The organism is Aggregatibacter sp. HK296 (assembly GCF_980469475.1).
On the sequence record NZ_OZ413142.1, the window covers coordinates 514,286 to 540,028 of the forward strand.

The 25,743-nt window shown below is 42.2% G+C and carries 27 protein-coding genes and 3 tRNA genes; 27 read left to right on the forward strand and 3 right to left on the reverse strand.

Going from position 1 to position 25,743, the window contains the following annotated elements:
* Nucleotides 1-78: 78 nt before the first annotated feature.
* The 7 genes from AC30SH_RS02565 (at nt 79) to ruvB (ending at nt 5,430) form a co-directional block, all read left to right on the forward strand.
* On the forward strand, nt 79-1,347 hold the full coding sequence (locus tag AC30SH_RS02565) for an NRAMP family divalent metal transporter (RefSeq protein ID WP_479747452.1): 1,269 nt from the start codon (nt 79-81) through the stop codon (nt 1,345-1,347).
* Nucleotides 1,348-1,458: 111 nt separating this feature from the next.
* Complete coding sequence (gene nudB / locus AC30SH_RS02570) at nt 1,459-1,905, forward strand: dihydroneopterin triphosphate diphosphatase (protein WP_212509854.1); 447 nt, start codon at nt 1,459-1,461, stop codon at nt 1,903-1,905.
* Nucleotides 1,906-1,917: 12 nt separating this feature from the next.
* Nucleotides 1,918-2,658 carry a YebC/PmpR family DNA-binding transcriptional regulator gene (locus AC30SH_RS02575; RefSeq protein ID WP_212509853.1) on the forward strand — a complete coding sequence of 247 codons (741 nt, stop codon included), beginning with the start codon at nt 1,918-1,920 and terminating at the stop codon, nt 2,656-2,658.
* A gap of 9 nt (nt 2,659-2,667) precedes the next feature.
* Nucleotides 2,668-3,093 carry an ACP-like domain-containing protein gene (locus tag AC30SH_RS02580; RefSeq protein ID WP_212509852.1) on the forward strand — a complete coding sequence of 142 codons (426 nt, stop codon included), beginning with the start codon at nt 2,668-2,670 and terminating at the stop codon, nt 3,091-3,093.
* 57 nt (nt 3,094-3,150) lie between these two features.
* Complete coding sequence (gene ruvC / locus AC30SH_RS02585) at nt 3,151-3,723, forward strand: crossover junction endodeoxyribonuclease RuvC (protein ID WP_212509851.1); 573 nt, start codon at nt 3,151-3,153, stop codon at nt 3,721-3,723.
* Between the two features lie 63 nt (nt 3,724-3,786).
* A complete protein-coding gene (gene ruvA, locus AC30SH_RS02590) occupies nt 3,787-4,401 on the forward strand; it encodes a Holliday junction branch migration protein RuvA (protein WP_048749051.1) in 615 nt (204 codons plus the stop codon).
* A 15-nt stretch (nt 4,402-4,416) separates the two neighbouring features.
* Nucleotides 4,417-5,430, forward strand: coding sequence for a Holliday junction branch migration DNA helicase RuvB (gene ruvB, locus AC30SH_RS02595; RefSeq protein ID WP_109860031.1), 1,014 nt, complete (start codon nt 4,417-4,419; stop codon nt 5,428-5,430).
* Nucleotides 5,431-5,481: 51 nt separating this feature from the next.
* Here ruvB and AC30SH_RS02600 read toward each other — a convergent pair whose 3' ends face one another.
* Nucleotides 5,482-5,805 (reverse strand): DUF5339 domain-containing protein, encoded by a 324-nt coding sequence (locus AC30SH_RS02600; protein WP_109860032.1) that lies wholly within the window; start codon nt 5,803-5,805, stop codon nt 5,482-5,484.
* A gap of 444 nt (nt 5,806-6,249) precedes the next feature.
* Between AC30SH_RS02600 and AC30SH_RS02605 the strand changes: the two genes are divergently transcribed.
* The 17 genes from AC30SH_RS02605 (at nt 6,250) to recC (ending at nt 20,378) form a co-directional block, all read left to right on the forward strand.
* The gene (locus AC30SH_RS02605) at nt 6,250-7,815 is read left to right on the forward strand and encodes a cytochrome ubiquinol oxidase subunit I (RefSeq protein ID WP_048749055.1); all 1,566 of its coding nucleotides are present in this window, start codon (nt 6,250-6,252) and stop codon (nt 7,813-7,815) included.
* Between the two features lie 14 nt (nt 7,816-7,829).
* A complete protein-coding gene (gene cydB / locus AC30SH_RS02610) occupies nt 7,830-8,969 on the forward strand; it encodes a cytochrome d ubiquinol oxidase subunit II (protein WP_212509848.1) in 1,140 nt (379 codons plus the stop codon).
* Between the two features lie 113 nt (nt 8,970-9,082).
* A complete protein-coding gene (gene ybgE / locus AC30SH_RS02615) occupies nt 9,083-9,370 on the forward strand; it encodes a cyd operon protein YbgE (protein WP_006719001.1) in 288 nt (95 codons plus the stop codon).
* 114 nt (nt 9,371-9,484) lie between these two features.
* Nucleotides 9,485-9,889, forward strand: a complete 405-nt coding sequence (ybgC, locus tag AC30SH_RS02620; RefSeq protein ID WP_006718999.1) for a tol-pal system-associated acyl-CoA thioesterase — start codon at nt 9,485-9,487, stop codon at nt 9,887-9,889.
* A 29-nt stretch (nt 9,890-9,918) separates the two neighbouring features.
* Nucleotides 9,919-10,608 carry a protein TolQ gene (gene tolQ, locus AC30SH_RS02625; RefSeq protein ID WP_006718998.1) on the forward strand — a complete coding sequence of 230 codons (690 nt, stop codon included), beginning with the start codon at nt 9,919-9,921 and terminating at the stop codon, nt 10,606-10,608.
* A gap of 85 nt (nt 10,609-10,693) precedes the next feature.
* The gene (gene tolR, locus AC30SH_RS02630; RefSeq protein WP_006718996.1) at nt 10,694-11,116 is read left to right on the forward strand and encodes a colicin uptake protein TolR; all 423 of its coding nucleotides are present in this window, start codon (nt 10,694-10,696) and stop codon (nt 11,114-11,116) included.
* A gap of 17 nt (nt 11,117-11,133) precedes the next feature.
* Complete coding sequence (gene tolA / locus AC30SH_RS02635; protein ID WP_314885284.1) at nt 11,134-12,249, forward strand: cell envelope integrity protein TolA; 1,116 nt, start codon at nt 11,134-11,136, stop codon at nt 12,247-12,249.
* 33 nt (nt 12,250-12,282) lie between these two features.
* Complete coding sequence (gene tolB / locus AC30SH_RS02640; RefSeq protein WP_212509846.1) at nt 12,283-13,563, forward strand: Tol-Pal system beta propeller repeat protein TolB; 1,281 nt, start codon at nt 12,283-12,285, stop codon at nt 13,561-13,563.
* 14 nt (nt 13,564-13,577) lie between these two features.
* Nucleotides 13,578-14,030 carry a peptidoglycan-associated lipoprotein Pal gene (gene pal / locus AC30SH_RS02645; RefSeq protein ID WP_006718991.1) on the forward strand — a complete coding sequence of 151 codons (453 nt, stop codon included), beginning with the start codon at nt 13,578-13,580 and terminating at the stop codon, nt 14,028-14,030.
* Nucleotides 14,031-14,227: 197 nt separating this feature from the next.
* Nucleotides 14,228-14,303: transfer RNA gene (locus AC30SH_RS02650), tRNA-Lys, on the forward strand.
* 24 nt (nt 14,304-14,327) lie between these two features.
* A tRNA-Lys gene (locus tag AC30SH_RS02655) sits at nt 14,328-14,403 on the forward strand.
* A gap of 25 nt (nt 14,404-14,428) precedes the next feature.
* Nucleotides 14,429-14,505 (forward strand) — tRNA-Lys (locus AC30SH_RS02660).
* A gap of 218 nt (nt 14,506-14,723) precedes the next feature.
* Nucleotides 14,724-15,245 (forward strand): prepilin-type N-terminal cleavage/methylation domain-containing protein, encoded by a 522-nt coding sequence (locus AC30SH_RS02665; protein ID WP_212509845.1) that lies wholly within the window; start codon nt 14,724-14,726, stop codon nt 15,243-15,245.
* Nucleotides 15,232-15,975: a hypothetical protein gene (locus AC30SH_RS02670; RefSeq protein WP_371817614.1), complete on the forward strand. Its 744-nt coding sequence runs from the start codon at nt 15,232-15,234 to the stop codon at nt 15,973-15,975. The genes AC30SH_RS02665 and AC30SH_RS02670 overlap by 14 nt, the downstream gene beginning before the upstream one ends.
* Nucleotides 15,972-16,667, forward strand: coding sequence for a DUF2572 family protein (locus AC30SH_RS02675; RefSeq protein WP_212509844.1), 696 nt, complete (start codon nt 15,972-15,974; stop codon nt 16,665-16,667). Before AC30SH_RS02670 ends, AC30SH_RS02675 begins: the two co-directional genes overlap by 4 nt.
* Nucleotides 16,642-16,944, forward strand: coding sequence for a DUF5374 domain-containing protein (locus tag AC30SH_RS02680; protein WP_212509843.1), 303 nt, complete (start codon nt 16,642-16,644; stop codon nt 16,942-16,944). Before AC30SH_RS02675 ends, AC30SH_RS02680 begins: the two co-directional genes overlap by 26 nt.
* 38 nt (nt 16,945-16,982) lie before the next feature.
* Nucleotides 16,983-20,378, forward strand: a complete 3,396-nt coding sequence (recC, locus tag AC30SH_RS02685; RefSeq protein WP_212509842.1) for an exodeoxyribonuclease V subunit gamma — start codon at nt 16,983-16,985, stop codon at nt 20,376-20,378.
* Between the two features lie 2 nt (nt 20,379-20,380).
* Here recC and rimI read toward each other — a convergent pair whose 3' ends face one another.
* A complete protein-coding gene (rimI, locus tag AC30SH_RS02690) occupies nt 20,381-20,824 on the reverse strand; it encodes a ribosomal protein S18-alanine N-acetyltransferase (protein ID WP_212509841.1) in 444 nt (147 codons plus the stop codon).
* A 12-nt stretch (nt 20,825-20,836) separates the two neighbouring features.
* Nucleotides 20,837-21,277 (reverse strand): DNA polymerase III subunit psi, encoded by a 441-nt coding sequence (locus AC30SH_RS02695; protein ID WP_212509840.1) that lies wholly within the window; start codon nt 21,275-21,277, stop codon nt 20,837-20,839.
* 67 nt (nt 21,278-21,344) lie between these two features.
* Here AC30SH_RS02695 and rsmC point away from each other — a divergent pair, with 67 nt between their 5' ends.
* From rsmC to purH, 3 genes are all read left to right on the forward strand, one after another.
* A complete protein-coding gene (gene rsmC, locus AC30SH_RS02700; protein WP_212509839.1) occupies nt 21,345-22,349 on the forward strand; it encodes a 16S rRNA (guanine(1207)-N(2))-methyltransferase RsmC in 1,005 nt (334 codons plus the stop codon).
* Between the two features lie 85 nt (nt 22,350-22,434).
* Nucleotides 22,435-23,856 (forward strand): sucrose-specific PTS transporter subunit IIBC, encoded by a 1,422-nt coding sequence (locus AC30SH_RS02705; RefSeq protein ID WP_314885288.1) that lies wholly within the window; start codon nt 22,435-22,437, stop codon nt 23,854-23,856.
* Between the two features lie 189 nt (nt 23,857-24,045).
* Nucleotides 24,046-25,647 (forward strand): bifunctional phosphoribosylaminoimidazolecarboxamide formyltransferase/IMP cyclohydrolase, encoded by a 1,602-nt coding sequence (gene purH, locus AC30SH_RS02710; protein ID WP_315028453.1) that lies wholly within the window; start codon nt 24,046-24,048, stop codon nt 25,645-25,647.
* The last annotated feature ends 96 nt before the right edge of the window (nt 25,648-25,743 follow it).

Sequence of the window (25,743 nt, forward strand, 5' to 3'; positions counted from 1 at the left end):
TTTCTTTACTGGGTTGTGAAATTCTATTATAAATGAGTCCTTTCCCGCATTTATGGTCAATTTATAAGAGAGAATTTTATGAGTGAAGTTTCAAATTCAGTAGAAAAATCCACGTGGGCGACTAAATTCGCTGCGTTAGGTCCGGGCATCGTCATGGCATCGGCTGCCGTTGGTGGTTCGCATATTATCGCTTCCACCCAAGCCGGTGCGATTTATGGCTGGGAGTTAGTGAGCATTGTGATACTCGCTAATTTATTTAAATACCCGTTTTTCCGTTTTGGCGTGCAATATACCTTAGATACCGGCAATACCTTGTTGGAAGGTTATCGCCAAAAAGGGCAATTCTATTTGTGGTTGTTCCTTGCGTTGAACGTCTTTGCTACGGTGATTAATACGGCAGCGGTGGGCTTATTAACCGCCGCGATCTTAACCTTTATTATCCCTATTCCGTTGCCAATGCCGGTGTTGAGTTCATTGGTGATTGTGGTGATTACCGGCATTTTATTGTTAGGGAAATACCGCTTATTAGACAGCTTATCCAAAATCATCATGATCGCGTTAACCGTGACAACAGTCAGTGCCGTGGTGATTGCGTTTATGCGTAATGGCATGCAAGGTGTCGCACCGGCAGATTTCGTTGCGCCTTCCCCGTGGGAATTAAGCAAATTGGCATTTTTGGTGGCATTAATGGGCTGGATGCCGGCACCGATTGAAATTTCTGCCATTAACTCCATGTGGGTGGTGGCAAAACGTCGCTTGACCAAAGTGTCTTATCAAGACGGTTTGTTTGACTTCAACGTAGGTTACATTGGTACGGCGATTTTAGCGGTTGTATTCTTGGCGCTTGGCGCATTGGTACAATTCGGTTCACCTGAAACTGTAGAAATGGTGGGCGGTAAATATATCGCGCAATTAATCAATATGTATGCCAGCACCATCGGTGAATGGGCGCGTTTATTGATCGCGGTGATCGCTTTCATGTGTATGTTCGGCACGACCATTACCGTTATCGACGGTTATTCCCGTACCAACGTTGAGTCCTTGCGTTTATTACTTGGTAAACGCGAAAGCTCGGTAAGAACCTTGAACATTGCCATGGTGCTTGCCGCCGCCTCCGGTTTGGCGATTATTTTCTACTTTAATAACGCCGTTGGTCCGATGTTGAAATTCGCAATGATCGCTTCCTTTGTTTCTGCGCCGGTCTTTGCATGGTTGAACTTGTCCTTAACCATGAAAGCGAAACACAGCGTGAAAGGCGGATTATTATGGTTGTCCTTTATCGGCTTATTTTATTTAACCGCGTTTGCCGCACTCTTTATTACACAGCAAGCCGGTTGGTTAGGCTAAAAATTTCTCTAAAAACGACCGCACTTTAAAGGTTTCTTTAAAGTGCGGTTCTTTTTTACGTTATTTTGCGTGAAAATACATGGCGAACTTTTTATTTGCGTGGATATCCAATTGAAATACAAAAACAACCAATCTGTCCTTGTTGTCATTTATGCCAAAGAGAGCGGCAGAGTACTCATGCTACAACGGGGAGACGATGCGGATTTCTGGCAATCTGTAACCGGTTCCCTCGAGGAAAATGAAACGCCGTATGAGGCAGCAGTACGTGAAATTTGGGAAGAAGTGCGGTTAAAAACGCCGTCAAAAAGCACCGCACTTTTGGATTGTCATGAAAGCGTAGCATTTGAAATTTTTCCGCATTTCCGCTATAAATACGCACCGAATGTTACCCACTGCCGAGAGCACTGGTTTTTGTTGGCTGTGGAGCAGGAATTTACCCCTGAATTAACCGAACATCTCGCTTTTCAATGGGTTTCGCCGGCACAAGCGATTCAAATGACGAAATCCCCTAATAACGCAGAAGCGATAAGAAAATATTTATTTGATTTGACAAAATAGAAGGAAAACAACATGGCAGGCCATAGTAAGTGGGCAAATATTAAACACCGTAAAGCGGCACAAGATGCGCAACGTGGCAAAATTTTTACTAAATTAATTCGTGAATTGGTGACCGCAGCAAAAATCGGTGGTGGTGACGTGAGTGCTAACCCGCGTTTACGTGCAGCGGTAGATAAAGCCTTAAGTAATAATATGACCCGCGATACCATTAACCGTGCCATTGAGCGTGGTGTCGGTGGTGGCGATGATACTAATATGGAAACCAAAATCTATGAAGGTTATGGTCCGGGCGGTACGGCTGTCATGGTGGAATGTTTGAGCGATAACGCCAACCGTACCATTTCCCAAGTTCGTCCAAGTTTTACCAAATGTGGCGGTAACTTAGGCACAGAAGGCTCTGTTGGTTATTTGTTCAGTAAAAAAGGATTGATTTTAGTGCTCCAAGCGGATGAAGATGCGTTAATGGAAGCGGCAATCGAAGCGGGCGCAGATGATGTTCAACCACAAGATGACGGTTCTTTTGAAATTTATACCGCTTGGGAAGACTTAGGTGCAGTGCGTGACGGTATTGAAGCTGCAGGTTTTAAAATTGAAAGCGCCGAAGTGACAATGATTCCATCAACAACCGTAGATTTGGATGCGGAAAATGCACCGAAACTATTGCGTTTAATTGATATGTTGGAAGACTGTGATGACGTACAAAACGTTTATCACAACGGTGAAATCAGCGATGAAGTCGCTGCAATGCTATAAGGAGCATTTATGAAATTTGTTAAAGTATTATCCGCGGTTGCAACCGTTGCTATTTTGAGCGCTTGCTCTACTACAACGGCAAAAATGGAAGATAAAGGACCTGCGCTTAGCATTACGGATAAAACCGTAGTGTATTCTTGCAACAAGAAAACCGTGACTGCCGTGTATCAATTTGAAGGTCAAGAACCTACTGGTGCAATGGTGATGGTCGGCAATAAAGTGATCGCTAAAGACTTTGCTCGTGATGCCGCTCAAAAAGATTTTACCGCATTTACTTCCGGCAACTATGTGTGGAATGTTGACAGCGGTTTAACCTTGGATAAATTTGATTCTGTCGTGCCGGTAAATCTTTTGCAAAAAGGCAAAAAATCCGACAAGATTATTGTGAAAAACTGTGATGTGAACGCGAAAGCGACCGCAAAAGCAAATCAATAAACTTTCACTTCAAATAAAAACGGCTAGGTCTTCTAGCCGTTTGTTTTATACCTGATTATGACAATTATTTTAGGCATTGATCCCGGTTCTCGCGTGACAGGTTATGGTGTTATCCGACAAAACGGACGACAGTTGGAATACCTTGGCAGTGGCGCCATTCGCACTCAAGTAGATGATTTGCCAACCCGTTTAAAACGTATTTATGCTGGTGTGACGGAAATCATCACGCAATTTCAACCGGATATGTTTGCGATTGAACAAGTGTTTATGGCGAAAAATGCGGATTCGGCGTTGAAACTTGGTCAGGCGCGTGGCACGGCGATTGTTGCAGCGGTGAATCATGATTTGCCGGTGTTTGAATATGCCGCGCGTTTAGTCAAACAAACCGTGGTCGGTATTGGTTCGGCAGATAAGGTTCAGGTGCAAGAGATGGTGACCCGAATTCTGAAACTTTCCAATAAGCCACAAGCCGATGCGGCGGATGCTTTAGCGATCGCCATTACGCATGCTCATTCCATACAACACTCTTTCCATGTGGCAGATGCCGTGGGTCAAAACGAAACGCAGGAAAAATTGACCGCACTTTTACGCACGCGATATAGTCGAGGCCGTTTCCGTTTAAAAATTTAACTGGATATTTATCCAGTTTTATTTTATGCTACGCACAATTTTTTACAGTTAACGAGAATTGCTATGATTGGTCATCTCACCGGTATTTTAATGGAAAAACAGCCGCCGGAAATTTTGTTGGATGTGCAAGGTGTCGGCTATGAATTGTTGTTGCCGATGACAAGTTTTTATCATCTGCCGGAAGTGGGCAAACAAACCAGCTTATTTACCCATTTGGTCGTTCGTGAAGATGCTCATTTACTCTTTGGATTTGCGCAAAAAACGGACCGCACTTTATTTCGTGAATTGATTAAAACTAATGGTGTTGGGCCTAAATTGGCGTTGGCGATTTTATCTGCTATGTCGGTGGATGAGTTTGCTTATGCCATTGAACGAGAAGAATTGTCAAAATTAGTGAAGATTCCTGGTGTTGGTAAAAAAACGGCTGAAAGGCTCTTAGTTGAACTCAAAGGCAAATTTAAAGGCGTAAAAAATAACGACTTCTTTATGCAAGCGGATCATTTGCCAAGTTTTAGCATGGAAACCGTTGTAACCGCCGAGCCTTCTAATGAGGCTGTGGCAGCATTGATCGCTTTGGGTTATAAGCCGGTTGATGCAGAGAAAATGGTGAAAAAAGTCTCTAAACCGGAGCTTTCCAGTGAACAGTTAATTCGTGAAGCTTTAAAAGCCGCATTGTAATTTGAGATAGACAAGATGATTGAAGCAGACAGAATTATCAGTGCTACGGCAAAATTAGACGAAGATGTCATTGATCGTGCCATTCGCCCAAAATTGCTGGCGGATTATGTGGGGCAACCACAAGTTTGCGAACAAATGGAAATTTTCATCAAAGCGGCACAATTACGTCAGGATGCATTGGATCATTTATTGATTTTTGGCCCGCCGGGATTAGGAAAAACCACACTGGCTAATATTGTCGCCAACGAGATGGGGGTAAATATTCGCACGACATCCGGTCCGGTTTTAGAAAAAGCGGGTGATTTAGCCGCAATGCTGACGAATCTTGAACCTCATGATGTGTTGTTTATTGATGAAATTCATCGCCTTTCCCCTGCTATTGAAGAAGTATTGTATCCGGCAATGGAAGATTATCAGTTGGACATCATGATTGGTGAAGGTCCGGCTGCCCGTTCCATTAAATTGGATTTACCGCCTTTTACGCTTATCGGTGCGACGACTCGAGCGGGTTCTTTAACCTCCCCATTACGTGATCGTTTTGGCATTGTGCAACGTCTAGAGTTTTATTCCGTGCCGGATTTAACGTCTATTGTGTCAAGAAGTGCGGTCTGTTTGCAGCTTAAAATTGATGATTCGGCAGCCTATGAGATTGCACGCCGTTCTCGCGGAACACCGCGGATTGCGAATCGCTTATTGCGTCGAGTGCGAGATTATGCCGATGTACGTAATAACGGCGTGATTACCGAAGTCATTGCGAAAGCGGCGCTGTCTATGTTGGATATTGACGATGCTGGTTTTGATTATTTGGACAGGAAGTTGCTGACGGCTGTTTTAGAGCGTTTTGATGGTGGTCCGGTGGGATTAGACAATTTAGCGGCAGCCATTGGCGAGGAACGGGATACCATTGAAGATGTGTTGGAGCCTTATTTAATTCAGCAGGGATTCTTACAACGAACACCGCGAGGAAGAATAGCAACCTCAACAACTTATCGCCATTTTGGCATTGAAAAACTTTCCCGAGAAGACTAAAAAATAAAAGGCTTATTGATTTTCAATAAGCCTTTTATTTTTATCTTGTGATTATTGTTGCTGTTGTTTCATGCTGTTGAGTTTCGCTAATGCCACATCGCAACTTTTGATCTGTGTTGCCAATTCCATTTCAAGAATTTGCTGTTTGCTTTGATTGAGTTTGCTTCGAATCTTGTTTACTTGAGTATGTGTGCCGGGTTGTTTTTCTGCTTCAGCAATCAGGTCTTCAGTTTCGTTGAATAAATCCTTGCATTGCTGTGGCATTTCTGATGATTTCTTCGCGCTATTTTCAGCGGCATTTACTACATTTGAAAAACTCATCACGGCGGTAGCCATGCAAAGTGCGGTCAAAATTCGTGTTGTTTTTGTTGCCATTTGAAATACCCTTGAACCATTCAAGTAAAAACTAATATGAATAAACTGGCAGGGAAACTATCAAAATATTGGTTAAAAGTCCAGAATTTCTTTCTAAATTTGTGATCTGGCGAATTTTGATTTGATAAATGTTGCAAGTTTGTTTAGAAAACATATAATTTGATGCAGATCAATTTTGCTTGAAATGCTTATTTTTAGTTATTGTTGATTTAGTTCGAAAAATGTGAGCTAGGCAACATTTCTACTATTCTTTATCCCTATGTTTAGTAGTAGAATGTGTCACTCATTTGGGTTATCTGTGTAATAATCGACTTAAACAACTGCAACTAGCGGTCATTATAAAGATAATCTTACATGAAAAATTCAAAAGATATTTTGAGTTTGTGGGGTGATTACGAAGTAATCATAGAATTTAAAAACTTGTAGCTTTTACAAGGAGACGAGATGTTAGACGTTGTTGAACTCTCAAGATTACAGTTTGCTTTAACCGCGCTGTATCACTTCATTTTTGTACCGCTGACACTTGGATTGTCTTTCGTGCTTGTCATCATGGAAACAATCTATGTCGCAACGGGTAAAGAAGTATATAAAGATATGACAAAATTTTGGGGTAAGTTATTTGGTATTAACTTTGCCCTAGGCGTAACGACCGGTATCATTATGGAATTCCAATTTGGTACAAACTGGTCTTACTATTCTCACTATGTGGGTGATATTTTTGGTGCGCCATTGGCGATCGAAGCATTACTTGCATTCTTCTTAGAATCCACTTTCGTGGGGCTATTCTTTTTCGGTTGGGATCGTTTAACTAAAGGTAAACACTTACTCGCAACTTACTGCGTAGCCTTTGGTTCAAACCTTTCTGCGATGTGGATTTTAGTCGCGAATGGTTGGATGCAACATCCGGTAGCGGCAGAATTTAACTTTGAAACTGTTCGTATGGAGATGACCAGTTTCCTAGATCTTTGGTTAAACCCGGTTGCTCAAAGTAAATTCTTACACACGTTAACGGCAGGTTATTCAACTGGTGCAATGTTTGTATTAGGAATCAGTGCATTCTATTTATTAAAAGGTCGTGATATTGGTTTCGCTAAACGTTCATTCTCTGTGGCGGCAACTTTTGGTTTTATCGCTGCATCAGCGGTATTAATTATGGGTGATGAATCAGGTTACGACATCGGTAAAGCACAACCTGTGAAATTAGCTGCTATGGAAGCTGAGTTTGAAACGCATGCCGCACCGGCGCCGTTCCATCCAGTCGCGATTCCGAATACGGCAGAAATGCGTCATGATTTTGCGATTGAAATTCCTTACTTAGGTGGTTTAATTGCAACTCGTTCTTTAGACACTGAAATTGTTGGTTTGAAAGATATTCAAGCGAAAAATGAAGGTCGTGTTCGTAACGGTATGGTTGCTTATGATTTATTCACACAATTAAAAGCAGAGAAAAAATCAGCAGGCCAAGTAAATCCAGAAACTAAAGCAAAATTTGATGAAGTCAAAGGTGATTTAGGTTTCGGTTTATTATTAAAACGTTACACAGATAAAGTTGTAGATGCAACGGATGAACAAATTAAACAAGCAGCACGTGATACTATTCCAAATGTAGGTCCTAACTTCTGGGCATTCCGTGGTATGTTAGCGGCTGGTGGTTTAATTATTTTACTGACCTTTGGTGCATTTGTTCAAAATTTACGTAACAAAGTGACTTCTTCTCGTTTATTACTTAAAGCATTGCTTTGGGGGATTCCATTGCCATTCTTAGCGATTGAATTTGGTTGGTTCTTAGCTGAATTTGGTCGTCAACCATGGGCGATTTATGAAGTATTACCGGTAGGTGTGTCTGCCTCTAACTTGAGTGTAGGTGACTTATGGTTCTCTATCGGTTTAATTTGTGTACTTTACTTCTTCTTCATTATTGCGGAAATGTATTTGATGTTTAAATATGCACGTTTAGGTCCAAGTGCATTGAAAACCGGCAAATACTATTTTGAGCAATCATCTAAATAAGCAGGAGATGGATTATGCTTGATTATGAAATTCTACGTATTATTTGGTGGGTGCTAGTTGTTGTATTGCTTATCGGTTTCTCTGTAACAGATGGATTCGATATGGGCGTGACCGCACTTTTACCCGTAGCAGGTAAGAAAGAAGTAGAAAGACGTATTATGATTAACTCTATTGCTCCACACTGGGATGGTAACCAAGTTTGGTTATTAACTGCTGGTGGTGCAATCTTCGCGGCATGGCCGATTGTTTATTCTGTAGCGTTTTCAGGCTTCTATATTGCCTTATTCCTCGTGTTAGCCGCGTTATTCTTCCGTCCAATCGGTTTTGAATATCGTGCAAAAATTGATAATCCAACATGGCGTGCTGTGTGGGATTGGGGCTTGTTTGCCGGTGGTTTTGTACCTGCATTAGTATTCGGTGTAGCATTTGGTAATTTATTACAAGGTGTACCATTCGAATTAAATGAGCTTTCACAAGCAACTTACACAGGTTCTTTCTTTGCATTATTAAACCCATTTGCATTACTTTGTGGTGTGTTAAGTCTTGCAATGTTAGTGACTCACGGTGCGAACTGGTTACAAATGAAAACCACGGCAGCATTGCGTGATCGTGCAAGAGCAATTACACAAATCGGTGCATTAGTGACATTAATTACTTTTGTACTTGCGGGCGTGTGGCTTTCTTTCAAAGAAGGTTATGTTGTTACTAGCGTGTTAGATCACTTTGCGCCATCTTCACCTGCAGTAGGTAAAGAGGTGGCTGTTGAAGTCGGTGCATGGTTTAAGAACTTCAATGAGACTCCTGCTTTGTGGGCATTCCCAGCATTGGCTGTTGTGGGCGCATTATTGAATGTGATTGCATCTAAAGCAAATCGTTGTGGTTTTGCCTTCTTCTTCTCTGTATTAACAATGGCTGGTGTGATTATTACTGCGGCAGTATCAATGTTCCCATTTGTAATGCCTTCAAGTACCCACCCTGCACAAAGCTTGTTAATGTGGGATGCGACTTCAAGTGAATTAACATTAACCTTAATGTTCTACCTTGCATTAGTATTCGTCACCATCTCATTGCTTTACACTATTTGGTCATACTACAAAATGTTTGGTCGTTTGGATGAAAGCTTTGTTGAAGAGAACAAAAACTCATTATACTAGGGAGAATAATATGTTATATGCAATTTGGGTCGTAGGCGTTTTATTCGCTGTAGGCGTGAGTGCAAAGATTACAATGAACAAAGAACGTTCAGATAAATTTGACGAGTAATTGAATGATTAATTCATTGTATCAATTAGTAAATAAGGGTTCATTACGAACCCTTTCATTTATTTTAGCGCTGACTTTAACGGCGTTTTTCTTTTTTAATATTAATCAATTTTCAACGCAATTAAGAGCGGTCGAATTTTATTATGTTTTTATTTTGATCTGGAGCGTTGGGATTTTATGGATTCATGGTTTAGGCTTTGAGATCAGAGCAACGCTATGGCGTCTGATTTTCATGCCATGGATTGGTTATCTCGCAGCAATCATAAGTTTGTTGCATAATCTATTAACTTAGAATCAACGAGTTAATTTTTTTAATAAGTGTAATTTCAAGCTTGCTAATCATTTTGCGGCACTCTAAAATAACCGACCTCCTGCTTTCTAAATTTCATTAAATGGGGAAGAAAAGTTGGAACAGAACGTTTTTCATTATTCTGCTCGAGTTTATTACGAAGATACAGATGCAGGTGGTGTGGTTTATCATGCACGCTATTTACATTTTTTTGAGCGGGCAAGGACAGAATATTTAAGAACATTTAATTTTTCCCAACAAGAATTGTTAGCAGAAAATAAAGGGGCTTTTGTCGTTAAATCAATGAATATTGATTACTGTTTTCCGGCAAAATTAGATGACTTGCTACAAATAGAAACGCTTGTCACAGAAATAAAAGGCGCGTCAATTATTTTCTCTCAAATTATTAAACGGAATGAATTAACGTTATGTCGGGCTACTGTAAAGGTAGCCTATGTTGATCTTGGTAAAATGAAACCGGTGGCAATTCCATCGCAAATCAAGGCAACACTAGTCAATTAACTATTAGTGAGTTGTTTTCGGAGTATCCAATGACCTCAGAATTAAACTTTTTAGATCTCTTTTTAAAAGCCAGTATTGTGGTTCAATTAGTAATTCTCATTTTAGTGAGTTTTTCTATTATTTCTTGGGCGATTATTATTCAACGTAGCCGAGTATTAACGAAGGCATTAAAAGAATCTATGGCATTTGAAGACCGTTTTTGGTCCGGTGAAGATTTAAATAAATTATATGAAGGATTATCTAATCGTCGTGATGGTTTAACTGGGAGCGAACAGATTTTTTATGTTGGTTTTAAAGAGTTTACTCGTTTAAAACAAGCAAACCCAGATGCACCGGAAGCGATTATTAAAGGTAGTACCCGTGCCATGAATTTATCTATGAATCGTGAAATTGAAGATATTGAAACTCGTGTTCCGTTCTTGGCAACCGTAGCATCCATTAGCCCATATATCGGTCTTTTTGGTACGGTTTGGGGAATCATGCACGCTTTCATGTCCTTGAGTGGTGCAAAACAAGCTACATTACAAATGGTTGCGCCGGGGATTGCGGAAGCGCTAATTGCGACAGCAATCGGCTTATTTGCGGCAATTCCGGCGGTAATGGCTTATAACCGTTTAAGTTTACGCGTGAATAAACTTGAACAAAATTATGGTAATTTTATTGATGAATTTACGACGATCTTGCATCGCCAGGTTTTCGGTAAAAATCACCATAGTTAATTAATCATATTTTCAGCCGCACTTTGTGTTAAAAGTGCGGTCACTATTTTAGATGTTTTTTCGATTATAAGTTTAGAAGGTTGATATGTCTTATCGTCGTCAGCGCCGCGATATCAAATCTGAAATCAATATTGTTCCGTTTTTGGACGTGCTTTTAGTATTGGTTTTGATTTTTATGGCTACTGCGCCAATCATTAGCCAGAGCGTAGAGGTTGAATTGCCGGATGCCGTGCAAAGCCAAAACGTGTCTGCAGAAGACAGAACACCGGTTATTTTAGAAGTTTCCGGTGTTGGTCAATATGCGATTTCAATTGGAGGAAATCGTACGGAAAATTTAACTGAAGATATGGTTACCCAGTTATCTAAACAAGAGTTTGATAAAGATAACAATACAATGTTCTTAGTTGGTGGCGCGAAAGACGTACCTTATGAAGAAGTGATTAAAGCACTTAATTTGCTTCATCTCGCCGGAATTAAGTCAGTTGGGTTAATGACAAATCCAATTTAATGAGATAGGTAACCATTGTGCAGAAAAAGCGACAAAAAGGTGATGTTGATGCAGTTGTGATTTCGGTCATAATGCACTTGATTTTGTTTGGTTTGCTTATCCTCAGTTCTTTGTACCACAATATTGATATTATGGGTGGTGGTGAAGGTGAGGATGGCGAAGTGATTGGTGCTGTGATGGTGGATACCGGTTCTGCGGCTCAGGAATGGGGACGAATTCAGCAGCAGAAAAAAGGCCAAGCGGACAAACAAAAGAAACAAGAATTGGAAGATAAAAAACAAGAAGAACAGCAACGTCAACAAGAGCTCGAGAAGAAAAAAGAGCAAGAAAAACAAAAACAACTTGCTGAGCAAAAGAAACAGCAAGAGGAAAAAGCTCGTTTAGAGGCATTAGAGAAACAAAAAGAAGCTGAAGAGGCGAAAGCTAAGCAAGTTGCAGAAGCCGCTAAATTGAAAGCTGACGCAGAAGCTAAGCGTTTAGCTGCTGCAGCTAAACAAGCGGAAGAAGAGGCAAAAGCAAAAGCCGCAGCAGTAGAAAAAGCAAAACAAGAAGCTAAAGCGAAGGCAGAGGCTGAAGCGAAGGCAAAAGCGGATGCCGAAGCTAAAGCAAAAGCTGAAGCGGAGGCTAAAGCCAAGGCTAAGGCAGAAGCAGATGCTAAAGCGAAAGCCGAGGCGAAAGCGAAAGCTGATGCTAAGGCAAAAGCAGACGCAGCGAAGCGTAAGGCTGATCAAAATGCATTAGATGATTTCTTTAATGGCGGTGATCTTGGTGGCGGAAGTGCAATCAAAGGTGGAAATGCGAATAAGCAAGGTAGTCAAGGTGCCGGAGCATCAATGGGGGCTGGCGATGGCGGTAAAACAGGTTCTGCATATGCGGGCGTTGTTTACTCTTCGATAAAACCTTATTTCCGTGGAGATACACGCTTTATAGGTAAAGTTTGCGATATTAAGATGGAAATTGCCAGTGATGGAACTATTTTATCGTATGAGAAAAAATCCGGGCCTAATGATTTGTGTGCAGCTGCATTAAATGCGATTGAGCAAGCTAAAAAAATGCGTAGAGCACCTACTCCGGAAGAGTATGAAATGTTTAAGAGCTTTACTCTTGGGTTTGACCCAAGAAAAGTGCGGTAATTTTTCACCGCACTTTGAACAATAGGAGAAAAAATGAAAAGAGTTATTCAAGTATTTAGCTTATTTATTATGCTATTAGGATTGACTTCACTAGCTCGTGCAGAGGTTCGCATCGTTATTGATGAGGTTATGGATTCTGCGCGACCTATTGCTGTTGTTCCGTTTAAGTGGAATGGTCCAGGCAGTGCGCCGGCAGATATTGCAGATATCATTGCATCAGACTTACGTAATAGTGGAAAATTTAATCCACTTTCTGTCAGTAAAATGCCTCAGCAGCCGACTACAGCTGCAGAAGTTAACCCTAGTGCATGGTCTGCATTGGGTATTGAGGCAGTAATTGTTGGACAAGTAACTCCATCTAATGGTGGGTTTGATATTGCTTACCAATTAGTCGATACCATGGGTAGTGCTGGTTCAATTTTGTCTCAAAACCAATATACGGTAACTCAAAAATGGGTTCGTTACGGGGCGCATACTGTGAGTGATGAAACCTTTGAGAAACTAACAGGGATTCGTGGCGCATTTCGGACTCGTATTGCTTATGTCGTGCAAAAAAATGGTGGATCACAACCTTATGAGGTCCGCGTAGCCGACTATGATGGTTTTAACCAATTTATTATTAATAAGAGCTCTCAGCCTTTTATGTCTCCGGCATGGTCTCCGGATGGCAAAAAATTAGCGTATGTTTCTTTTGAAAATAAAAAAGCGCAAATTATTCTGCAAGATCTTGGTTCAATGGCACGTAAAGTGATTGCTTCATTCCCAGGACACAACGGAGCTCCGGCCTTCTCGCCAGATGGCTCAAGATTAGCATTTGCCTCTTCAAAAGACGGCGTATTGAATATTTATGTAATAAATTTGGGTAGTGGACAGGTTTCTCAGTTAACCAGTGGCTCAGGTAATAACACTGAACCTTCTTGGTCGCCTGATGGGCAGTCAATCGTGTTCACATCCGATAGAGGCGGCTCTCCGCAAGTTTATCGCATGAGTGCATCCGGTGGTGGAGTATCTCTTGTTGGTGGACGTGGTAGTGGTCAAATCAGCTCAGATGGTAGTACGTTAGTAATGATCGATGGAAGTAATAACATTGTGAAACAAGATTTGGTTTCAGGTGGTTCTGAGGTACTAAGTTCAACTTTCTTAGATGAAAGTCCGAGTATTTCACCAAATGGTATTATGATTATTTATAGCTCTACCCAAGGCTTGGGAAAGGTGCTACAATTAGTGTCCACAGACGGACGCTTTAAGGCACGTTTACCAGGGAATGATGGACAAGTTAAATTTCCAGCTTGGTCACCATACTTAACTAAATAAACAAGGAGAAATCAATGAATAAATTTACTAAAGCATTGTTAGTTGCTGGTTCAGTAGCTGTATTAGCTGCTTGTGGATCATCAAAAAATGAAAGCGCAAACGGCCAAACTTTTGGTGGTTACTCTGTTCAAGACTTACAACAACGCTACAACACTGTATATTTCGGTTTCGACAAATACAATGTTGAAGGTGAATATGCTCAAATCTTAGATGCTCACGCTGCATACTTAAATGCAACTCCAGCAACTAATGTACGTATTGAAGGTAATACTGACGAACGCGGTACTCCGGAATACAACATGGCATTAGGTGAACGTCGTGCTCACGCAGTACAAAGTTTCTTAACTGCTAAAGGTGTACAAGCAGGTCAAATCTCTACCGTTTCTTACGGTGAAGAGAAACCAGCAGTATTAGGTCATGACGAAGCAGCTTACGCGAAAAACCGTCGCGCTGTGTTAGCATACTAATTTTTTGCTATTTCAAATAAAAAGCCGGGTTAATACCCGGTTTTTTATTTTTTACTGTGGTGTACGATTCTGCTTTTTAGTTAGAATTACGCATATTTGATTGCTTTTATTTTGATGCATATTCAAGCGAATAAATAAAAAAACAAAATTTTTTATTGATTCTTGAAATAAAATCAGTATTATAAGCCCTCGTCGTTGGGTCGTTAGCTCAGTCGGTAGAGCAGCGGACTTTTAATCCGTTGGTCGAAGGTTCGAATCCTTCACGACCCACCAATCAATAAAATACCCCTTTCTCGAGGGTCGTTAGCTCAGTCGGTAGAGCAGCGGACTTTTAATCCGTTGGTCGAAGGTTCGAATCCTTCACGACCCACCAATTTAAAGCTGTATTTCCCAAACATGGGTCGTTAGCTTAGTCTGGTAGAGCAGTGGACTCTTAATCCATTGGTCATAGGTTCGAATCCTATACGACCCACCATTGAAACTCTTTGTGCATCATATAAATTTATAATTCTGAATTAATGTTCAGATACGACATCTTTTTTATTTATGTCGTAAATGTGACGTAGTTTTTTGTCCCCTTGTTAATTTTTCTCCAAATTAATTTTACTTTGCGATCTTGCTCGCAAAATTCTTCTTCCTGCATGTTTTAGTCCTGGTTATTCCCTTAAAGTGCGGTCAAAAAAAGGAACGTTTATGCAAAAGGGATTTACTTTGTTGGAAATGTTAATCGCACTTTTCATTCTTAGTTTATTGTTGATGCTTGCTTTGCCTACATGGCAGCAATCTTCACAGCAGAATATCTTACAAAAAGAGCAACAAAAACTTTATGCGTTTTTACGTCAAATTCAGGCACGCGTAGAAAATTCTTCTGATATCTGGTTTCTCATGGCAAGTCGCGATTTGTCAGGAAAACGTTGGTGTTTAACTGCGCAGATTAAAAATCATCATCTATGTGATTGTTTGGCCCTCCAAGGTTGTCCTCCTCATGTTTCTGCACATTTTTATTATCCTGCTTTCTCGGACACCATGTTGATTAGCAAGCGTTATTATCCTCTGGAACTCACGCGGTTAAGTGGCATTCGTAACACCGCGTCCACAGCCTGTTTTGTGTTGCAAGCCAATCATCAACGAACCCTCTTTTCGTTTTTTAATGTGGGCAGTTTGAAATTAAAAGATAACCAATCCTTAAGTGCTTGTGTAAATGATGAAGAATAGAATGAGGTTAAAACAAAAATGCCTTTCAGGGCAAAGTTTAGTGAGTTTAATGCTTTCGGTGTCGCTTTCTTCGTTTTTACTTTTAGTGATTTTGCAGTTTTATAACCAACATCAGCAGCAAAATCGGGAAATGCTTTTGCGTTTGCAGTTACAAACGGAGCTGCAGCGTGTGATTCAGCTCATCGGAAAAGATTTGGCGCGTGCCGGTTTTCGCGCGGTGAGCGAGAAATTAACCCGAAACAATTTATCCTTATTTGAACAACCGAATCCGCCCTCGGCAATGACTATTGCGCAAATGAATGGTGAAAAAAGCAACAGTTGCGTTCTCTTTTTCTATGATCTGAATGTGAACGGCTGTATAGGCGGACAATACAAAGGCAATACCTGTCTTGCAAACGAGAAAAATGCCACCAAAGAAATTGAACGTGAATTATTCGGTTATCGACTCAATAAGAAAATGGTAGAAACCCGTTTAACCTATAAAAGTGCGGTCAAACAAAATTGCAGTTTTGAAGATTGCCAACGTTATACCCAACAATCTGCCTGTAATCACGGTGGCTGGGTGGATTTGTTAGATGAAAAAGAATATGAAATTTCTGATTTCACTTTTACTTGGTTAGCGGAACAAAAAGGCGTTGAAGTGCGTTTAATGGGAAATTTAAAGCAGAATAAAGAAATTACCTACGAAACCGCCATTGTTGTGCCCTTATTAAACCGAGAAGAACCATGACAACACCCCAACGCGGCATCATGACCCTCACCTTACTGATATTACTCAGCGGATTTTTACTTCTTACCATGCTGTTTAATGATGATTTACTTCGTTTGTATTCATCTATTGCCGCTCAGCGGCATAGGTATGTGGAACAACAACTCACCTTGCAACAACTTAGCGTGAATGAGAAAAAGCCGCGCTGTGAGCAGCTTTCCACGCAGGAAAACGGTGATACCTTTCTCTTAACATTTCGGCTGGAGAATAATCCATTTGCTGATGGCTTAAGCCATTATGCTTGGTGTCAACGGGATAAGTTATTTCAAAAACAACCGGTGCGAAACCAACATGAAAAATTGTTTGATCAGTTTATTTCCAAAGAAGGGCTTGCGCTTTTTCGTTCACAATTGCCGTCGCCTCCGCTCATGTTAGGCTCATCATCGCCCGCGGCATTGTATTGGTTCACAGCGGAAGAAACCGAATGGGAGATTCACAAAAATGTGAATGCGGTGATTGTCGCCGAAGGCGATTTACACATTCGAGGGCAAGGTAAAATTAGCGGTTCGATCATTACTAAAGGGCGATTGACGTTAGATGAAAATATTAAAGTGACTTATTCCAAAAGTACGGTTACTCAGATCGTGCAACAATATAGTCGTTGGCGATTAGCAGAGAAGAGTTGGTATGATTTTGTCGTTCCCAAAAATTAATCAGAAAGGCATGAGCTTGGTGTCCTTGTTGGTGGCTTTATCTGTATTTAGCGGGCTTTTCCTCACGTTTAACCAATGGGGAAATTTACAACGCAAAAGTGCGGTGGAAATTTATCAACGTTTTCAAGCTATTCAAATTGTTGAGAATCAACATCAACGGCGTTTTCTTGGGTTACCTTGTGAATCGAACGTGCTACAGAATCAAATTCGTTTTCGCGTTACGTGCACGCAAAATCAGGTCACGGTGAAATATCCTCGCGGTGAAATTAGTTTATAATAGCGCAAATTATAGTTAGGCTTATTTCCGGAGGCGGCGTGTTTACTGTTTATCATTCGAATCAACTTGAGGTGCAAAAGGACATTCTCGTTGAATTAATTCAACGTCAACCGCTGAGCAATCCATTACAGCCGGAAACCGTGCTGGTGCAAAGTCCGGGCATGGCACAATGGTTACAGTTACAAATCGCAGAGCAAAAAGGCATTGCAGCAAATTTTGCGTTTCCAATGCCCGCCAGCTTTATTTGGCAGCTTTATGCAGAAAATTTGCCCGATGTGGCGCAAAGCAATCAATTTAATAAAAATGCCATGATGTGGCGTTTGATGCGCTTAATTCCTCAATATTTAGAACAAGAGGCTTTTCATCCTTTACGCCATTATCTGGCGCATTCTGTTCAATCGGAGCAATTTAAACTCTACCAACTTGCCGGCAAGATCGCGGATTTATTCGACCAATATTTGGTTTACCGCCCGAACTGGATTGCCGCTTGGGAAGCGCACCAAGAGGCAGATATTCATCATCAAATTGAAGCTCAATCCAATTTCAATAATGATCGTTTATCGGCACAGATTGAACAAAATATTGCCTGGCAGGCGAGCCTGTGGCGGGCTTTGGTACAGGCAGTAAAAACCGAAACCGGATTGGATTTAGTACAACACCGAGCGCATTTACACCAGTTGCTGTTAGAAAAACTCCGTGAAAATCGACCGCTCTTTTTACCGGAACGTCTTTTCATTTTCGGTATTCCTGCCTTGCCAAAAGCCTATTTAGAAATTTTTCAAGTCATTAGCGCATATTGTGATGTGCATTTGTTCTTCAATAATCCTTGCGAGGAATATTGGGGCGACATTGTGGATCCAACATTTGTTGAAAAATTAGCACTACGCACTCGTACCGATTATTTCAACCAAGTCAATAGACCTTTGTTATCCGCAGAACAAAGAGAGCAGGTAGAGCGGCAATGGGAGGTGACTTACGCACAAGAAAAATTGCAAGTCGGTAATCCCTTGTTGGCTTCATGGGGAAAATTGGGACGCGATTTTTCTTATTTATTAACGCAGTTGGAACCGAATGAGATTTCTGCCTATGCGGAGATTGAACCGAAGAATTTATTGAGTCAAATTCAGCATCAGATTTTGCATCTTATGCCGAGTGGCAGCGAGCCGTTAAACTATCAGGAAAATGACCGCACTTTAACCTTCCATGCTTGCCACAGCACGATGCGGGAAGTGGAAGTCTTGCAGGATTATCTGCTGCATTTATTACAAGAAAATCCACATTTGACCCCAAAAGACATCATCGTGATGGTGGCGGATATTGATAAATACACCCCTTATATTCTCGCGGTTTTCGGGCAACATGCTACGCCGCAAACTGCCATTCCATTTTCTATTTCGGATAACAAATTATCGGAAAATGATGTAGTTATTGCCGGTTTCCTTTCTTTATTGCATCTCAAAGAAAGTCTTTTCAGTGCAGAAGACGTGTTGGCGCTGTTAGATGTACCAGCAATACGCCAACGCTTTAATATTGAATTGCAGGATTTGGCGCAAATTCGAGATTGGGTGAAAAATGCCGGCGTGCGTTTTGGTTTAGATAAACAAAGTGCAGAGAATCATGATGAGACGCAAAACAACTACAATTCCTGGCAAGCCGGTTTGGAACGTATGTTGTTGGGGTATGCCTTACGGGAAGAAAATGGTATTTGGCAAGACAGCCTTGGATTGGACAACAGTTTCGGCTTAAAAGGTCAGCTGGCAGGGCAACTGGCTGAGTTTATCGCCGCATTATCAGATTGGTTCCAAACGTTGCAACAGCGCTATTCCGTGGCGCAATGGCAACAACATTTGTTGACCTTAACGGATAGTTTCTTTGCTGCGACAACGGAAACCGAAGAAACCTTGTTTTATATTAAAGACGTGATTCAGCAATTTGCAGAACAGTTACAGGACGTGCATTTTGACGAGCTCTTGGCCGTTGATGTTGTGGCGGATGTCATGAGTGGTGCGTTAGAAGAAAACCCGAATCATTACCGTTTTTTAGCCGGCAAAGTGAATTTTTGCACGTTGCTGCCGATGCGTTCTATTCCGTTTAAAGTGGTCTGCCTGCTCGGTATGAATGACGGTGAATACCCACGTCAACAGCCGCCAAATAGTTTTGACTTAATGCAGTATCACCGCATTAAAGGCGATCGTGCGCGCCGTGATGATGATCGTTACTTGTTCCTTGAGGCTTTGCTGTCTGCGCAAGAATATTTGTACATCAGCTATATCGGTCGTTCTATTTCGGATAATCAAGAACGTGAGCCGTCGGTGTTGGTGAGCCAGTTGTTGGATTACATCGTGGAAAATCTGCCGAATGAAGGCAAAGATTGGCGGGCATTACTGGTGCAACAACACGGCATGACGGCATTTAGTCGAAAAAACTTTGAAAAAAACGACCGCACTTTTAGCCAATCTTTTGCGCAACAATGGTTGCCTTTGGTGAATTCGCAATCCAATCAGGCATTGTCGAATTTCATTCAACCGACGATAGCGCAGGATGGTTTCGAACAAGAAACGGAGATTGAATTTTCTCGTTTGGTGGCGTTTGTGAAAAATCCGGTGAAATTTTTCTTTGAGCGCCGCCTCGGTGTGAATTTTTCCGAGCAGGAAGAAAGTATCGCCGACAGTGAAAATTTCGTTTTGAATAATGGCTTAGAGAAATACCTGATTCATGCGGACTTAGTCGATGTCGATGAACACCAAATCGACGCGTTTTTTGATCATTTGAAGGTGAAAGGTGTCTTGCCAAGAGGCGAATTTGCGACACTCTACGCCAATAAATTATTGGATGAAGTGGCGGAATTTAAACACTATATTGCCGATTATGTGGAACAAACGCCACAAAACCGTTTTGTACAAATGACCTTGCCGACGGCATTCGGTAATATCACCTTATCAGGCAATATCTCCCACTTATATGGCGACCCGTTACAGCGTGTGACTTGGCGCATGGCAACTATCAAAGACAAAGATCGTATTGAAGCTTGGTTATATCATTTATTGTTGTGTGCCACGCAGCCGCAGCCGACGGAATCCATTTTCCAAGGCAAGGACAAACGCGAGATCTTTCAAGTGGTGTCTCAACAGGATGCCCTTGCGCAACTGCAAATTTATGTAGAAAGCTATTTAGCCGGGCAGTCGCAATTGCAGCTGATTCCAACACAGGGCATTGAGGCATACCTAAAACAGATTGCTAACGAAGAGACAGTTGAGGATGATAAGTGCTTTGCACAGTTAATAAAAATTGCCGAAGGGGATGATTATTCCCGTGGCGATTTATATTGGCAACGTGTGTTGGGACAAACGCAGGAATTGGACTTGGCGTGGATAAATCAGCAGGTGAAAGCGTGGTTTGTGCCGATGTTGCAAGCAATTAAGAGGGAAAAATAGTCTTATAAATAGGCTGCCATGACCACGGCATCTTCCCGTTTGCCATCAGGGGTAGGGTAATAATTTTTACGGATATCCACTTGATTAAAGCCCAGCGAATCATAAAGCGCTTGGGCTTTTTTATTGGATTCGCGCACTTCTAGCCACAATGTCAAAATACCTTTTTGTCTGAGTTGGGTGATGAGCTCGTTTAAGAGTTGTCGTCCGAGTCCCAAGCCTTGTTTTTGCGGATCGATAGCAATATTAAACAGGGTGGCTTCATCTAGTACGGTCTGACAAATAGCAAATCCATAAATCTGATGGCCTTCGGCGATCTTTAAATTGAGATAACGCTCGCCTTGGTTATTTTTCAACGTGCCTAAACTCCAAGGCACGGCGTGAGCTGCCTGCTCAATGGCATAAAGTGCGTCAAAGTCTTGTTCTTCAATCAGCGAAATGGTTATCACGACAGTTCCTTGTTATTCGGCATTGATGGAAGGGGATTGTTGAATGGTTTGCCAAAATTGACGTTTTGCCTGCGGATTTTGTTTAAATTCCTCAAGATCATCAGACTGCCACACATTTAACGGTTGTGGGAGAGATAAAGTGCGGTCATTTTCCGAGGTGTTTTGAGAAAGCAACCAATAACTGACTTTATGGTTAACTTGCAAATAAGCAAGCTGTTCAAAGGTGATGTTTAATACTTGCTCGCTATCCAGTGTCAGGCTGCGTAACACATCCTGCACAACAGGTTGTTGCAATAGATTTTGCTGACTGATGATAATCAAACGAATATGCTCGGCGACAGTGATATTCATTGCGCCTTTCAACGCTTCCGGGCGCACTAACTGCCATTGGCTAATGCCCATTTGTTGCAGTAATACATCTCGACGGGAGTAAGGTTGGCGCGTTTCTTGCATATCTAAAATCAATTCAATCCAGTATAATGGGCGCCCATTTTAACCAATAAGGCAGAGGATTAATAGCGTGATTTGTGCAGAAAGCGAAGTGTTGGAACGGCATTTAGATTTTTTAACAGGGAAGTCGTTATTGCTTACGGGAGCCGTGAACGATGAATTTCTTTCCGATTTACGACGCCAAGGTTTTAACGCCCGCGCTTGGAGTTGGTATTTTGATTACGCCAACCGAGAAAATCAAAAGCAACAAAGTGCGGTGGATTTTTCCCTCGAATTTCAACGCCAAGCCGATTTGATCCTGTTTTATTGGACGAAGAACAAGCAGGAATGTCATTTTCAATTAATGCAAATGCTTGCCAAAAGCCCGGTGGGACAAGAAATTCTCATTGTCGGCGAAAATCGAAGCGGCGTACGTTCTGCCGAAAATATGCTTGCGGACTTCGGCGATATTCACAAAATCGACTCTGCCCGCCGTTGTAGTCTTTATCATTTTCAGCTAAAAAATCCACCGCACTTTGAGCTGAATTTCTTCTGGAAATCCTACCAATCACCACAACTTGCCGATGTCACCGTGTATGCCTTGCCGGGCGTCTTCAGCGCCGCCGAACTGGATGGCGGCACGGCATTGTTGTTGTCCACGTTAAAAAATGTGTCGGGCGATGTACTGGATATCGGTTGTGGCGCCGGCGTGATTGGCAGTTACATTCAAAAACAATATCCGAAAACCAAGCTGGTGATGACGGATATTCACGCCATGGCGCTTGAATCGGCACAGCGAACGTTGCGAGAAAATCAGTTGCAAGGCACAGTATTGGCAAGCGATGTGTTCTCTCATGTGGAAGGAAAATTTGACCTGATCATTTCCAACCCGCCGTTTCATGATGGCATTGATACCGCCTATACCGCCGTTAATGAATTGATTAAACAAGCCAAATGGCATCTTAAAACCGGCGGTGAATTGCGTATTGTAGCGAATGCCTTTTTGCCTTATGCCGACTGGCTGGATCAACATTTCGGCAGCCATGAGGTATTGGCGAAAAATAACAAATTTAAGGTATATTCAGTGCGCGGATGAGTGAATAGTGCATTAAATTTCGCTAGTCTGACAAAAACCTTTTAGCTAGAATTCTACCTATTATTTACTACTTTGGGAGAAGACTATGAACTTTCCTAATATCGCCCAACAAGTCATTGAAAAACTTGGCGGCAAAGAAAATATTGTCACAGCGGCTCACTGTGCTACCCGTTTGCGTATTGTGCTAAATGATGAAAGCAAAGTGGACAAGGGAGGCATCGACAATATTGAGGGGGTAAAAGGGCAGTTTGCTGTTGCCGGGCAATATCAAATTATTTTTGGTTCCGGCACAGTGAATAAAGTCCACGCTGAATTAACCAAATTACTGGGTATCGGCGATGTGAGTAAAGCGGAAGTGGCAGAAGCGGCAGGCGGTAATCAAAGTTTGTTGCAACGTTTGGTGAAAGGTTTAGCGGATATCTTCGTACCGATCATTCCGGCCATTGTGGCAGGCGGTTTGTTGATGGGTATTTACAGCATGCTCACCGCCAAAGGGTTCTTTGTGGATGAACTCAGCGTCATCGACATGCATCCTGAACTCAAAGATTTAGTAGATTTCATTAACACCATTGCAAACGCACCATTTGTGTTCTTGCCGGTATTGCTTGGTTTCTCTGCCACCCGTAAGTTTGGTGGTAACCCATTCCTTGGGGCCGCATTAGGGATGTTATTGGTTCACCCGGCACTGGCTGACGGTTGGAACTATGCTTTAACTCTGGCAGAAGGCAAAATCCAATATTGGAATGTGTTTGGTTTGGAAATTGAACGAGTAGGTTACCAAGGCACTGTGATCCCAACCTTAATTTCCGCTTGGGTGTTGGCAACGTTAGAAAAAACGTTTCGTAAATTTGTGCCGTCTTATTTAGATAATTTGGTCACACCGTTATTTTCTTTGTTTATCGCCGGCTTCTTGGCGTTTACCCTCATCGGCCCAATCGGACGTGAAGCAGGTTCATTAATCGCGGCAGGGTTAACCTGGTTATATGACACATTAGGTTTTATCGGCGGTGCGATTTTCGGTACTTTCTACGCCCCCATCGTGATTACCGGTATGCACCAAACCTTCATTGCGGTGGAAACCCAATTATTGGCGGAAATGGCACGCACCGGCGGTACCTTTATTTTCCCAATTGCGGCAATGTCTAACATTGCCCAGGGCGCCGCCTGTTTGGGCGTGGCATTTGCCTTAAAAGATCCGAAAGTTCGCGGCTTGGCCATTCCTTCCGGCATTTCTGCGTTGCTTGGTATTACCGAGCCGGCCATGTTTGGGGTGAACTTGCGTTATCGTCAAGCCTTTATCGCAGCCATGATTGGCTCCGGTCTGGCGAGTGCCTTTATTGCCTTCTTTAACGTAAAAGCCATTGCCCTTGGTGCGGCAGGTTTCTTAGGGATTCCGTCGATTAAACCGGACAGCCTTGCCATGTACAGCATTGGCATGGCCGTTTCCTTTATTGTGGCATTCAGCCTTTCCACGATTTTAGTGAAACGGGCGCAAGCCAAAGCATAGTTTGCCAACCTTGAGAAAGCACGAATTTGTGAAAGCGGATTCGTGCTTTTTCTTTTGTTCAAATGTAAAAATGCCTTTAAAAACGACCGCACTTTTTTACAAATTTTTCGTGCATTTCTACATAAACGCAAACGTTTGCGTTATAATACGCCACCTCAAATTTACTTCATAAATCAAAGGAAATTATTCATGCAATCAACTCGTCCCATTCGCCAAGCATTGCTTAGCGTGTCCGATAAATCCGGTATTGTGGAATTCGCCCAAGGCCTCGTAAAACGCGGTGTTAAACTGCTTTCTACCGGCGGTACGGCAAAACTGTTAGAGCAAAACGGCTTGCCGGTAACCGAAGTGTCCGATTACACCGGTTTTCCGGAAATGATGGACGGTCGCGTGAAAACCTTACATCCGAAAGTACACGGTGGGATTTTAGGTCGTCGTGGTACGGACGATGCCATCATGCAGCAACATGGCATTGAAGGCATTGATATGGTGGTGGTGAATTTATATCCTTTTGCCGCAACCGTGGCTAAGCCAAATTGCACGTTAGAAGATGCCGTGGAAAATATTGATATCGGTGGCCCAACCATGGTGCGCTCTGCTGCGAAAAACCATAAAGATGTGGCGATTGTTGTGAACAATCAGGATTTTGATGCCATTCTTGCCGAAATGGATCAACATCAAAACAGCTTAACCCTGGAAACCCGTTTTGATCTTGCTATCAAAGCATTTGAACACACTGCGCAATACGATTCCATGATCGCGAACTATTTCGGTCAGTTGGTGAAACCTTATCATGTTGCTGCTGAAGAAGATGCGGAGGCGAAGTGCGGTCAATTCCCGCGGACTTTAAATTTGAATTTCGTGCGTAAACAAACCATGCGTTACGGCGAAAATGCCCATCAAAATGCCGCATTTTATGTGGATCTCAATGTAAAAGAAGCGAGTGTGGCAACGGCAAACCAACTGCAAGGTAAAGCCTTGTCTTATAACAATATTGCCGACACCGACGCAGCCCTTGAATGTGTAAAAGAATTTGATGAGCCGGCATGTGTGATTGTGAAACACGCCAATCCGTGCGGCGTGGCCTTAGGCAAAGATATTTTAGAGGCCTATAATCGCGCCTATCAAACAGACCCAACTTCAGCCTTTGGCGGTATCATTGCGTTTAACCGTGAATTAGACGAAAAAACGGCAAATGAAATTGTCGAACGTCAATTTGTGGAAGTGATTATCGCACCGAAAGTGTCTGCGGAAGCTGTTGAAGTGGTGAAACGTAAGAAAAATGTCCGTTTGCTTGAATGTGGAGAATGGCAAGCGCGTACCCAACGTTTAGATTTCAAACGTGTGAACGGTGGCTTGTTGGTGCAAGATGCGGATTTAGGCATGGTGGACTTGGATGATTTAAAAGTGGTCAGCAAACGTCAACCAACGGAACAAGAATTGAAAGATTTATTGTTCTGCTGGAAAGTGGCGAAATTCGTGAAATCCAATGCGATTGTTTATGCCAAAGATAACCAAACCATCGGCATTGGTGCAGGCCAAATGAGCCGCGTGTATTCGGCTAAAATCGCCGGTATTAAAGCGCAAGATGAAGGCTTGGAAGTAGCCGGTTGTGTGATGGCATCTGATGCGTTCTTCCCATTCCGTGACGGCATTGATGCGGCGGCGAAAGTAGGCATTCAATGCGTGATTCATCCGGGCGGCTCAATGCGCGATCAGGAAGTGATTGATGCGGTAGATGAGCATAATATGGTGATGGTATTGACCGGAATGCGGCATTTTAGACATTAATTTATGTTATAACTTCGCTCAATGAGCGACTTACTTTTTTACTTATCCCCTCTCTTTCGTAAAGAGGGGGCTGGGGGGAGATTTAAAACGATGCTA

Excerpts from the sequence above, each read along its gene's own strand:
- AC30SH_RS02565 (WP_479747452.1), top strand. The coding sequence starts at position 79 with ATGAGTGAAGTTTCAAATTCAGTAGAAAAATCCACGTGGGCGACTAAA.
- AC30SH_RS02575 (WP_212509853.1), top strand. The coding sequence starts at position 1,918 with ATGGCAGGCCATAGTAAGTGGGCAAATATTAAACACCGTAAAGCGGCA.
- AC30SH_RS02580 (WP_212509852.1), top strand. The coding sequence starts at position 2,668 with ATGAAATTTGTTAAAGTATTATCCGCGGTTGCAACCGTTGCTATTTTG.
- ruvC (WP_212509851.1), top strand. The coding sequence starts at position 3,151 with ATGACAATTATTTTAGGCATTGATCCCGGTTCTCGCGTGACAGGTTAT.
- ruvA (WP_048749051.1), top strand. The coding sequence starts at position 3,787 with ATGATTGGTCATCTCACCGGTATTTTAATGGAAAAACAGCCGCCGGAA.
- ruvB (WP_109860031.1), top strand. The coding sequence starts at position 4,417 with ATGATTGAAGCAGACAGAATTATCAGTGCTACGGCAAAATTAGACGAA.
- AC30SH_RS02600 (WP_109860032.1), bottom strand. The coding sequence starts at position 5,805 with ATGGCAACAAAAACAACACGAATTTTGACCGCACTTTGCATGGCTACC.
- AC30SH_RS02605 (WP_048749055.1), top strand. The coding sequence starts at position 6,250 with ATGTTAGACGTTGTTGAACTCTCAAGATTACAGTTTGCTTTAACCGCG.
- cydB (WP_212509848.1), top strand. The coding sequence starts at position 7,830 with ATGCTTGATTATGAAATTCTACGTATTATTTGGTGGGTGCTAGTTGTT.
- ybgE (WP_006719001.1), top strand. The coding sequence starts at position 9,083 with ATGATTAATTCATTGTATCAATTAGTAAATAAGGGTTCATTACGAACC.
- tolQ (WP_006718998.1), top strand. The coding sequence starts at position 9,919 with ATGACCTCAGAATTAAACTTTTTAGATCTCTTTTTAAAAGCCAGTATT.
- tolR (WP_006718996.1), top strand. The coding sequence starts at position 10,694 with ATGTCTTATCGTCGTCAGCGCCGCGATATCAAATCTGAAATCAATATT.
- tolB (WP_212509846.1), top strand. The coding sequence starts at position 12,283 with ATGAAAAGAGTTATTCAAGTATTTAGCTTATTTATTATGCTATTAGGA.
- pal (WP_006718991.1), top strand. The coding sequence starts at position 13,578 with ATGAATAAATTTACTAAAGCATTGTTAGTTGCTGGTTCAGTAGCTGTA.
- AC30SH_RS02665 (WP_212509845.1), top strand. The coding sequence starts at position 14,724 with ATGCAAAAGGGATTTACTTTGTTGGAAATGTTAATCGCACTTTTCATT.
- AC30SH_RS02670 (WP_371817614.1), top strand. The coding sequence starts at position 15,232 with ATGATGAAGAATAGAATGAGGTTAAAACAAAAATGCCTTTCAGGGCAA.
- AC30SH_RS02675 (WP_212509844.1), top strand. The coding sequence starts at position 15,972 with ATGACAACACCCCAACGCGGCATCATGACCCTCACCTTACTGATATTA.
- AC30SH_RS02680 (WP_212509843.1), top strand. The coding sequence starts at position 16,642 with ATGATTTTGTCGTTCCCAAAAATTAATCAGAAAGGCATGAGCTTGGTG.
- AC30SH_RS02695 (WP_212509840.1), bottom strand. The coding sequence starts at position 21,277 with ATGCAAGAAACGCGCCAACCTTACTCCCGTCGAGATGTATTACTGCAA.
- AC30SH_RS02705 (WP_314885288.1), top strand. The coding sequence starts at position 22,435 with ATGAACTTTCCTAATATCGCCCAACAAGTCATTGAAAAACTTGGCGGC.
- purH (WP_315028453.1), top strand. The coding sequence starts at position 24,046 with ATGCAATCAACTCGTCCCATTCGCCAAGCATTGCTTAGCGTGTCCGAT.